Annotated in this window: 9 protein-coding genes and 1 tRNA gene; 4 read left to right on the top strand and 6 right to left on the bottom strand. The window is 53.0% G+C overall.

Translation table 11 applies throughout. The annotated features are described in order from the left end of the window. Positions 1-97 precede the first annotated feature (97 nt). Both ACS5NO_RS32770 and ACS5NO_RS32775 read left to right on the top strand, forming a co-directional pair. Positions 98-1,165, top strand: coding sequence for a DNA/RNA non-specific endonuclease (locus ACS5NO_RS32770; RefSeq protein ID WP_439419013.1), 1,068 nt, complete (start codon positions 98-100; stop codon positions 1,163-1,165). A 174-nt stretch (positions 1,166-1,339) separates the two neighbouring features. After that, positions 1,340-1,789, top strand: a complete 450-nt coding sequence (locus ACS5NO_RS32775; RefSeq protein WP_439419014.1) for a helix-turn-helix transcriptional regulator — start codon at positions 1,340-1,342, stop codon at positions 1,787-1,789. Between the two features lie 80 nt (positions 1,790-1,869). On the opposite strand, the gene ACS5NO_RS32780 is transcribed toward ACS5NO_RS32775, so the two are convergent. The 6 genes from ACS5NO_RS32780 to ACS5NO_RS32805 all read right to left on the bottom strand — a co-directional run bounded on the left by ACS5NO_RS32780 (position 1,870) and on the right by ACS5NO_RS32805 (position 8,212). After that, positions 1,870-3,123: a glucuronyl esterase domain-containing protein gene (locus ACS5NO_RS32780; RefSeq protein ID WP_439419015.1), complete on the bottom strand. Its 1,254-nt coding sequence runs from the start codon at positions 3,121-3,123 to the stop codon at positions 1,870-1,872. A gap of 117 nt (positions 3,124-3,240) precedes the next feature. Further along, the gene (locus ACS5NO_RS32785) at positions 3,241-4,194 is read right to left on the bottom strand and encodes a hypothetical protein (protein WP_439419016.1); all 954 of its coding nucleotides are present in this window, start codon (positions 4,192-4,194) and stop codon (positions 3,241-3,243) included. A 14-nt stretch (positions 4,195-4,208) separates the two neighbouring features. Next, a complete protein-coding gene (locus tag ACS5NO_RS32790) occupies positions 4,209-4,748 on the bottom strand; it encodes a hypothetical protein (RefSeq protein WP_439419017.1) in 540 nt (179 codons plus the stop codon). A 114-nt stretch (positions 4,749-4,862) separates the two neighbouring features. After that, a complete protein-coding gene (locus ACS5NO_RS32795) occupies positions 4,863-6,188 on the bottom strand; it encodes a glycosyltransferase (protein WP_439419018.1) in 1,326 nt (441 codons plus the stop codon). Between the two features lie 64 nt (positions 6,189-6,252). Beyond that, positions 6,253-6,633 (bottom strand): cupin domain-containing protein, encoded by a 381-nt coding sequence (locus tag ACS5NO_RS32800; RefSeq protein ID WP_439419019.1) that lies wholly within the window; start codon positions 6,631-6,633, stop codon positions 6,253-6,255. Positions 6,634-6,949: 316 nt separating this feature from the next. After that, positions 6,950-8,212 carry an asparagine synthetase B gene (locus ACS5NO_RS32805; RefSeq protein WP_114408918.1) on the bottom strand — a complete coding sequence of 421 codons (1,263 nt, stop codon included), beginning with the start codon at positions 8,210-8,212 and terminating at the stop codon, positions 6,950-6,952. Positions 8,213-8,308: 96 nt separating this feature from the next. Here ACS5NO_RS32805 and ACS5NO_RS32810 point away from each other — a divergent pair, with 96 nt between their 5' ends. Together ACS5NO_RS32810 and ACS5NO_RS32815 are read left to right on the top strand one after the other, a co-directional pair. Further along, positions 8,309-9,547, top strand: a complete 1,239-nt coding sequence (locus ACS5NO_RS32810) for an ABC transporter permease (protein WP_439419020.1) — start codon at positions 8,309-8,311, stop codon at positions 9,545-9,547. Positions 9,548-9,703: 156 nt separating this feature from the next. Beyond that, positions 9,704-9,787: transfer RNA gene (locus ACS5NO_RS32815), tRNA-Leu, on the top strand. Positions 9,788-10,006: the final 219 nt, after the last annotated feature.

Genomic DNA, 10,006 nt, shown 5'->3' on the forward strand with positions numbered 1-10,006 from the left:
TGGGAGTGGGCAAGAAAGACAAAATTAATAACCTTTATCTTGTATTCGGTAACAATTATCGGCGGTCATCTATTGATTGTATTCGTAACTTAGCACCATGTTTTTTCGTTCGTCTTTTCGTGCCCGACGCTATCACCAGCGCGGATTTCGGTTGCGTGGCAATACGCTGCTGCTTTTGTTTGTCTTTTTTCTGATTGGGCTGTTTCTCCACTACGGCGGTCGGACTGAGCCCGTTGTAGCTTTCTGGAACGATGTCAAAAGTCTGGTGGGCCTCAAATCGCCCCGCCATGAATCGCAGGGCAATCCTTACAAAGCCCCCGAACCCACGCCGGAAGTGGCTACGGACAATACCGATACGGAAGCGAGTGACGACCGGTCGATGCTGGAAAAAGCGAAGTCGGAGGGGAGCACAACGCGAACCTTTCCGAAAAAAAGTGACCGAAAAAAGCTGTTTGATTTTGAAAAAACCGTTGATTTTACGCTGCCGGCATTCCAGCCCACCGACGCCATCATTCGGCACGACGGCTATACGCTGCGCTATCGGGAAGAATACGAGCAGGCCGATTGGGTGTCGTATCCACTGCTGGAAGACGAGATTTTGGGGGACGCCGACCGGAAAAATGAGCAGTTTCAGCCCGATCCGCTGGTCGAAACTGGCTCGGCGCTGTCGTCGGATTACACCCGATCCGGCTACGACCGTGGACACCTGGCCCCGGCGGGCGACTTCAAATTCTCGAAGGAGATGATGAAGCAAACGTTTTACATGAGCAACATCAGTCCGCAGGTGCCGGATTTTAACCGGGGCATCTGGAAAAAACTGGAAGAACAGGTGCGGGTCTGGGCATTGCGCGACAAAGGGCTGTATGTTGTTACGGGTCCGGTTTTACGTTCCGGATTGCCGACCATCGGCAAGAAAAACCAGATCGCCGTTCCGGAATATTACTACAAAGTGATTCTGTACTGCAACAACCCCGACATCCGCATGATTGCTTTTCTGATGAAAAACGAGGAGTCGGATCGCTCCCTGAAACAGTTTGTGGTCACGGTCGATGAGGTGGAAAAAAGAACCGGGATCGACTTCTTTCCCAAGATTCCCGACAAAATGGAACAGCAACTGGAAAGCGCCCGGCCTTCCCAACAGGTGGCAAACTGGTTCAGTTTCTAATAGCGGTTGAGCACCCTAAAATACCATTTCAGATACTGATTACTGCACTTTAAAGATTTCTGCGTTTCCCTGACGATAAAAGTTGAATTACTTGTAACCGATTTAAGTAATTCACCCATCCCGTTTATCGACATGTACGCAGGACCGACTCCTTTTAACTCGTTAAAAACGATTTTGAATATTGCTCTGAACGGCAATAAAGACCACGTCGAGGCCATTTGCCAACGAATGGGCATCAATCCGAACGAATTATACGATCATGTGTGTCAGGCGATGGAGTACGGAACGGGGTATCTGCAAACCCAGCCCCTCGCCGAGCAATCCCGCGCCATCGTGCTGCGCCGGCTCGATAACCAGCAAACCGCCCAGATCGAAGATGTGGCCGACGAACTCGGGCTGTCGGTTCGGTCGCTGCAACGCCGGTTGCAGGCGGAGGACGTCACCTTCCGCGAAATTATCGACCGCGCCCGCCGGGACATTGCCCTGCGTTTGATCCGCACCAATCAGCACAATATCAACGAGATTGCCTTTGTTATGGGGTACGACGAGCCGAGTTCATTTCGCCGGGCCTTCAAAAAATGGACGGGCCACAACCCGAAAGCCTACCAACTGGCGACGTATTAATTTACGGTATTCGGTTTACGGAGGCTGACGCGTTCACATGTATGCGTCAGCCTCCGTAAACCGAATACCGTAAACCGTCATCACCGGACAGCGGTTTTGAAATGCCTGTCCATAAACTGCAGATAATGAGCCCAGTCGTACCACAACACATCGTGACCACCCGACCGGATGTGGTAGCCAATCCGGCCCTGAACCGATTCGTGGAGGGCGGGCATCGTCTGTGTAGGTAAACCGTCGGTTCCTAAAAACCGGTAGACCGCGTCGGCAGCTTGGGCTGAGGCAAATTCCCCCGCCGGGTCGGAGCCTTTGTCGTCCTCGGCACTGGCGATGTAAACCGGTCGCGGAGCCACCAGGCCAATCACCAGGTGCTGATCGAAGGGAAGCAGTGTGTCCTGATCCATGTATTTCCGGAAATTGCCGCAGAACCAGTGCGGAAAGACGGTATTTAGTCGCCGGATGTTTTCGCCCACGCCCCGGCGGAACAGCTTGGCCCCACCCGCCCCCGACTCGTTGCTGAGTACCATCGCAAACCGTTCATCGGTAGCCCCCGCCCACAAAGCTGCTTTTCCCAACCGCGACCAGCCGAACAAAGCCACCCGTTTGGCCTGGATGGCGGGGTCGGTTTGCAGATAATCCATAATCCGGCTCAGGCCCCACGCCCAGGCGGCAATAGTTCCAAAATTATCGCCCTGCTTCTGAAAGTCGGGATAGAGCGGGTGAACACCCGTCGAAAAACCGGTGGTTCGCTCGTCGGACGCAATGTCTTCACGGTAGGCCGTCACGAGGGCATACCCCCGGTTCAGGATGCTGTCGATGGGCCACTGCCGGGCGTTGATACCCCGACAGGCTTCGGTGGAACGGTGATTGACCACGCAGGAAACATCGACGTACGGGTTGTGGCGGCTCGACTCCATCCAACTCGTCGAAATCCGGATGCCGGGGTCGGCATGGATGCTGTGGTTTCCCCAGAAGTTGAGCCCCAGAATGGCCGGAACCGGTTTTTTAGCCTGATTTGGGATGTACAGCAACACGTCGATTCGCGGACCGTCGGCTTGCCCATTTAGAAAGATGGCAACCTGTTTGCGGGTTGCCTTTCCGCCCAGTGCCTTCGGATCGGTATCGAACACCTTGAACGTCATTTGCAACGGTTTGGCGGGCGATTGGCCGTACATCTCGCGGGCAAACATCGACAGTAACTCGGGCCGTCGTACGGTTTTCCATTGGTGGACGGACGTGACCCGGCGACCATCTTGCATCGTGAACGGATCGGGCAGGGGAACGGTCTGAGCCTGAATAATAAGGCTATGGGCAAGCAGGAAAAGGGCGGTTTTCATGGTGTGCAGTTTACTCATTTTCCGGATCATGCTCAAAACGTCCGCTAAAAAGAGAAAATTCTGCCAACAGTGTCGGCAGAATTTCTGCAGTTTACCTGAAAAATTAATTACCAACGTTTACTTTTTACTTTCCAGTTCGTTCAGCCAGTTTTGCGCGAACGAACGCGCGGCCAGAACCGGTTCTTTGCCCATCCGAAACAACAGTTTCCACTGGCTGGATTGGTTGCGGTATTGCGGATTGACGAAATCCATTTTGTAGCCCTGTTTGGTGAGCTGGGCATCGAAGTCGACGCTGCCAGCCAGGGCAATGAAGTCGGTCAGGCGTTGTTTCAGGGCGGCATGGACCGACGGGGCGGCTTTGTAGTCGGCCAGTCGTTTCTGATACTCCTGAGCCTTCTGCTTCGATTCGTTCAGATCGCTCTCCGCCTTGCCCATGTTCTTCGCCATTTCCCGCTGCAGCATTTTGTCGAAGTGGGCCACATATTGTTTTTTGAACTCCTCGGGTTTGGTTTTCGATAGCGCCTGCAACCGTTTCAACTCCGTTAGTTCCTGCGTCTTGGCGGCTTTTTCGGCTCCTTCGGTTTCCGAAAGTTCCTGCTGCGCCACTTGAATCTGGCTTTGAATCATCATCGCCAGCGCCGACGGCGGCATCTGGCTGTAAGCATTCTGAACCATGTCCGCCTGCTGGTTATAGGCCGACTTCACATCGTTCATCGTCGTGCTCTGGTTCTGGGCGGCTTCGCGCGTCTGGTCGTCGCTGATCTGGTATTTATTCTTCAGCCAGTCCTGATAGCGGTTTTTAAAATCAGCGGAGCTGGCATACGACCGCACGACGGCACCCAGCGCCTGGACGGCAGCCGCCCGGGAACCCTCGGGGATTTTCTTCGCCAGTTGCCGGACCTTCTGGGTATACGGCGTGCTGAACTCCGTGGACGTGACATTGGCAAAGGTCGTTTCCTGAACCTGTTCGGTGGTCAGACCCAGGTCGGTCACAATGTCGCCGGGACGGGCGGCTATCCACCACCCACCGGCGACCATTATGAACGCAACTACAAAAAAGTTCTTCTTCATGGCCGCGCTGCGCGTTACTTGATTTTGGCCGTCAAACCCACGCGCAGAACCGCCACACCATAACCGACTTCCGCAAAACCGCCGAATTTTTCGGAGAACATATATCGTGAACCCAGGTGAAGACCGAGGAACAGGGAATTGCCATAAGGGCTGTAATAATCACTGGAAGAACCGTATGAATCGCGGTAGGAGGACGTTCGGACGCCCAGCGAGAGGCCCGCGTAGGGATCGAACTTGGAGTCGCTGACGTTCAGAAGTTCACCGAAATGGTAGGTACCACGGGCTGTAAAAAACAGAAACGTGTAATTCCATTTGTACCCCCCGCTGTTGTACCCGTAGCGGGAGAAATCGAAGGAACCGCCGACTGAAAAATTATCTTTGACCGCGTATTCGAAGGAGGCACCGATGGGCAAACCCCGGTAAGTATACGTGCCGAGACCAATACCGGCATTGATCAGTTTTGTGCCTTGTTCAATGGTTTGGGCCTTGGCCGAAGGCATCAGGGCGACGGCAACCAGCCACGCCAGAATCGTGAGGAGTGTTAATTTTTTCATTTTTGTTCGTCGTAGTTGTTGTTTGTTGGAGGCAAAGGTACGGGCAAAAAACGGCGCGGGACGTGTCATTTTACGCAGAAAACACGCAAATCACGACACTTCCCGACCACTCACTCAGTAGGCTGTGGTGTGGTGTGAAACCGTACTTTTATATTCGCCCAGAACCTCCGCGATGTAGTATTCGCACAATTCATTCGGACTGTATTCTGCAAATTCATCCCGCATTTTCAGGATGCGCTGGCGGTAGTCGGGGGTGTTCAGGACGGTTTTCACCTGCGTGCGAATCTGGTCGGGCGTGGGTGTTTCCGTTTTCAGGTTGACGCCGAGTTTGAAGTAGCCAATCCGGGCCGTAATCTCGTTTTTGCCCTCGTGAATGCCCGCAGCCACCATTGGCACACCATTCTGAATGCTCAGCATTACCCCGCCGTAGCCACCGTTGGTGACGTAAACGTCGCAATACGGCATGATTTCGTTAAAATCGATGAAGTCTTCGATGATCAGATTGGGCTGTGGAAACCGCGCCCGGAGGGCTTCTGTTTGAGAACCGCCGGTGGTGGCAATCACGAGGTACGACGAATCCTTGAACGCTTCGAGGGTTGGAACGATGATTTTTTCGGGGTCGCGTTCGACGGTTCCCTGGGTCACCAGAATCACTTTCCGGTATTTTTTGAGCGTATTGTAATGCTGGAATGGTTTCCGGGCGCCTTTGGTGTAGGGCAGGAGCGGGCCGACAAACCGGACATTCGGGCTCATATCCTGCCGGGCGTATTCGAAACCGGGAACGCCACTTTGCAGGTAAACATCGGCACTGCGAATGAACGAATCGAACACAAAATCCCGGGTAGGAGCCAGCCCGTGCTGGATCAGGTAGCGGTTATAAAGGTCCGTACACGGTTTAAACAGGAAGTTTTTGGTTACATACCGCATCACATCCTGTTTGCGTTTTCCCCAGAAACCGGTGGCCGGTTCCAGACCCATGCCAGCGGGTGGCAGATCGCGGGAAGTTTCGCTAAGGGGAACGATGCCGATCGTCACCACCGGCACATGGAGCAATTGCTTGATGAAAGGCGCACCCGTAAAGAGGGCGTCGCAAACGAGGAGTTCAAACGGAAATTCCTGATACAGATCGATGATGTCTGCCACAAACTCGGGCGCACGATTCAGAAATACCTGGTTGATGTCGAACCGAAGTCGGGCGATGGTTCCTTTGATCTGCCGCCGTTCGGGAAACAGCGCTTCGAAATTTTCCTGGTTGATTACCCGGGCGGTTTTGAACGGAAAAACCGGTATGCCGAGCTTTTCGGCTTTCATAAGGTACTGACCGCCGGTATACCAGCGAACGTCGTGACCCTGTGCCTGCAGGTGTTTGGCGAGGCCCGTCAGCGGATTGAAGTGACCGTCGGCGGGTATGGTAGCGAAAAGGATTTTTTTGGCGTTCATGAGTTGTTGTTTAAAAGGTGACCACTATGGTTCTGTCGGAATGGAAGTGGCTGGTCGAAAACCGCTAGATCAGCGAAGCGAATTGGGGTGAAATGCTGTAAAAGTACAGGCAGGCGTGGCCCGACTGATTCCGTAACGTATGCTGGGTTCCGGCGGGAATGGTCAGCGACTGGCCGGCGGTCAGGCGAACCCAGCGGTTACCGGCAAAGATTTCGAGTTCGCCGTATTCAACCGAAAAATATTCGTCTTCTTCGGAGTGGGTGTGCAGGGCCGTTCCGCTGGCTCCGGGTGCCAGCCAGACCACGCCGGTGTCGACTTTCGAATCCGGCAGCGTCGGCAAAAACCAGTATTTAATACCGCAGGTCGAAGACAGATCAAGATCGGCCTCGCGAATGGCGACGTGCGAGAGGTTCAGCGTCGCCTGCGTGGTGGCAAAAGGGTTCATGAGTTCCGAGTATGAATATCGTTGTTGTTTACCAATAATATGAAGTTGTATACTTCATAATTCAAAGGTGACACGCTAACGCACTTTTTTCAACGCTCTTGTCCATGAACACGTAACTTTCGCCCCTGAACTGGAAACTTTCAGGCGTGAAACCGTTCCCTCAACATGCCCGGCGAACGGGGTGTAAAACGCAAAAAGCGGATAGGAAGTGGATCCCACTTCTTATCCGCTTTTTGCAGTTTATCGTTTACGGTTTACGAACCGGCAAGCAGGCGTCAGCCACCGTAAACGATAGACCGTAAACCGTAAACCATTTTTACGTCTTCTGCTTTTTCTTTTTAGCTGCCGGAAACAGGATGTTGTTCAAAATCAGGCGGTAACCGGCGGAGTTGGGGTGCAGGTTCAGATCGGTGGGTTCTTCGTTGATCTCGTGCCGGTAATCTTCGGGATCATGCCCGCCGTAGAATGTAAAGAAGCCCTTGCCATAGGGGGCGTGAATGTAGCGGGCTTCGTTGGCGGCCCGGTTTTCGGCCAGAATTACCACCTCCGGTTTGATAAATCCTTTCTTGAAGGCGGTGGTCTGACCCATGAACCCCTTGATGATATTCATGTGGTTTTGGGTCAGCATGGTCGGGATGGGGTCCCATTTGGCCGAAAACTGGAACAGCGTAAAATAGTCGTTTTGCTCAATCAACCCGCGTTCTTCGGGCTGGTTGTCGATGTTCGAAAATTCGATCTGATACGGATTGATGTAAACCTGAAAGTTGCGGAAAGCCTGGGTCTGGCTGTAATCCAGTTTGCTGTTGGCTGCCGGATCGGCGGCATCGCCGTCATAAATCGACTCCGCAATGTCGGTGTTCTGGGTTGCCAGCGCAATGTCGTAGGTATCGGTGGCGTTGCACATGGCAAACATGTAACCGCCCCCCAGGCAATAATCCCGGATTTTTTTGACCACGTTGCGTTTCAGTTCCGACACTTTGGTGTAACCGTATTTCTTCGCAATCAGCTCCGATTCGCGCTTTTGGGCCTGGTACCAGGGCTGGTCGCGAAACTGGAAAAACTTGCCATATTGTCCCGTAAAGTCTTCGTGGTGAAGGTGAAGCCAGTCGTATTGCGCCAGTTTGCCATCCATTACGTCCTCGTCAAAAACCGTTTCGTACGGAATTTCGGCGTAGGTCATCACCAGCGTTACGGCATCGTCCCAGGGCTGCTTGGTTTTGGGCGAATAGACGGCCACTTTTGGCGCTTTCTGCAATTTGACGGCGTCCATGTTGGCATCGGGCGACGACACTTCGGCGATGATCTGCCCGCCCTGCGCGTCGGAAATGACCTCGTAGCTGACGCCCCGGATCACCAGTTCGTTGACAAATTTCTGGGTATGCGGCATCATGAAACTGCCCCCCCGGTAATTCAGCAACCAGTCTACTTCGGTATCGTACTGGCGTAATACCCAGTACGCTATGCCATAGGCCTTCAGGTGATTCTTCTGACTTTCATCCATTGGAATCAGGATTTTCGACGCCCAAACCGGGGTCGTCAATGCCAAAATCAGGATGAGCGGTAATAGCAGCCTTTTCATCGGTAATCGTTTTTTAGCTGTTTTGAGTAGCTTTGTACGTACTCGTATTCAACGAAGATAAGCAAATTTTATGCTAAATCTTCACCCTGACACGCTATGAATCTCCTCGAAAATATCCGTGAAGGACTGCGCTCCATCATTTCCAACCGCCTGCGAACCATTCTGACCTCGTTGATCATCGCCATCGGAATCACGTCGCTGGTTGGGATTTTAACGGCCATCGACGGCATTCAGAGCTCAGTTGACAACAGTTTTGCCGGACTGGGGGCGAATACCTTCGACATTCAGGGGCCGCAGATGTACCGGCGGTTTGGCGGGCGGTCCGAAAAGCGGGTGCCGCCGATCGACTACCACCAGGCGATGACCTTTAAACGGCGGTTTCAGCAGGGCGAAAACATTGCAGTGTATGCCGCCGTGACCGGAGCCGCCCAAATCAAGTACGCTTCCAAAAAGACCAATCCCAATGTACAGTTGATCGGTATCGATGATAATTTCATGGGCATTAAAGCCCTTAAGATGCAGTCGGGCCGTAATTTCTCCCCGAATGACCTCGAAAATTCGCTCAACGTGACCATTATCGGCAACGAAGTGGCGACGACCCTGTTTGATAAGGGCCAGAATCCGCTCAACAAGGAAATTAGTGTGCTGGGTAGCAAATACAAAGTCGTGGGGGTGCTGGAGAAAAAAGGCGGTTTTTCGGGTGGGGGAGACGATCGCATGGTGCTGGTGCCGCTGGAAAATGCCCGCGCCATGGCCGGCACGCGCACACTCACCTTCGACATCACCGGCTCGGTGCCCAACATGGGCGATGCCGAAACGGCCGTGGACGAAGCACGGGGATTGATGCGTCAGATTCGCCGGGACCCGCTGGGAAAACCTGACACCTTTGAAATCAAGCGGGCGGATGAACTGGCGAAGGATTTTGAAAACATCACCAGTTACCTTCGGATCGGCGGTTTTGGCATCGGTTTTATCACGCTGCTGGGCGCGGCCATTGCGCTCATGAACATCATGCTGGTGTCGGTGACGGAGCGCACCCGCGAAATCGGAATTCGGAAATCGTTGGGGGCCACCCCCAAACGCATCCGCGAGCAGTTTCTGATCGAAGCCGTGGTCATCTGCATCATGGGCGGTATTGGCGGGATAATCCTGGGCATCGGTATTGGCAACCTGATTTCGACGGTGGTGAGTCAGGGCAATGGCAGCTTTGTGGTGCCGTGGTTCTGGATGGCCGTTGGCATTCTAGTGTGCGTGAGCGTCGGTTTGTTTTCGGGCATTTACCCGGCTTTCAAAGCGTCCCGTCTCGACCCCATCGAAGCCCTGCGGTATGAGTAACGGGCTGTCAATGAGGATAAAAACCCTCAAATAGGCGTCAAATAGGCGATTGAATGCGGCAAGCCCTAAAAAAATATTCAGTATAAATGGTTCTTTATTCAGTATTAATCCTACTTTTGCACCCACGTTCGCTTGAGCGACACGCGCCGTAGAAATGCCGGGATGGCGGAATCGGTAGACGCGTTGGTCTCAAACACCAATGTCTGCAAGGGCATGCCGGTTCGAGTCCGGCTCCCGGTACAATAAACACCTTACAAAAAACTGATTTTCAGTGATTTGTAAGGTGTTTTTGGTTTCTAACGGTTTATTGCATTTCGTGGAAAATACGAAAAGTCGGGATCAAGTACAAAAGTTGTGGAGTGCGTTGCATTTTTTTAGGTTTGTATTTTTCATCAAACCTGACCGTCTTGGAGAGTTTCCTGCCTTTAGTCGAATACCTGTTACCCGATTTTATCGTAG

Source organism: Larkinella fluvii, assembly GCF_051857545.1.
Taxonomy (GTDB): Bacteria; Bacteroidota; Bacteroidia; order Cytophagales; family Spirosomataceae; genus Larkinella.

Coding starts and splice junctions, on each gene's coding strand:
- ACS5NO_RS32795 (WP_439419018.1), bottom strand. CDS start 6,188: ATGAACGCCAAAAAAATCCTTTTCGCTACCATACCCGCCGACGGTCAC.
- ACS5NO_RS32810 (WP_439419020.1), top strand. CDS start 8,309: ATGAATCTCCTCGAAAATATCCGTGAAGGACTGCGCTCCATCATTTCC.
- ACS5NO_RS32770 (WP_439419013.1), top strand. CDS start 98: ATGTTTTTTCGTTCGTCTTTTCGTGCCCGACGCTATCACCAGCGCGGA.
- ACS5NO_RS32805 (WP_114408918.1), bottom strand. CDS start 8,212: ATGAAAAGGCTGCTATTACCGCTCATCCTGATTTTGGCATTGACGACC.
- ACS5NO_RS32785 (WP_439419016.1), bottom strand. CDS start 4,194: ATGAAGAAGAACTTTTTTGTAGTTGCGTTCATAATGGTCGCCGGTGGG.
- ACS5NO_RS32800 (WP_439419019.1), bottom strand. CDS start 6,633: ATGAACCCTTTTGCCACCACGCAGGCGACGCTGAACCTCTCGCACGTC.
- ACS5NO_RS32780 (WP_439419015.1), bottom strand. CDS start 3,123: ATGAAAACCGCCCTTTTCCTGCTTGCCCATAGCCTTATTATTCAGGCT.
- ACS5NO_RS32790 (WP_439419017.1), bottom strand. CDS start 4,748: ATGAAAAAATTAACACTCCTCACGATTCTGGCGTGGCTGGTTGCCGTC.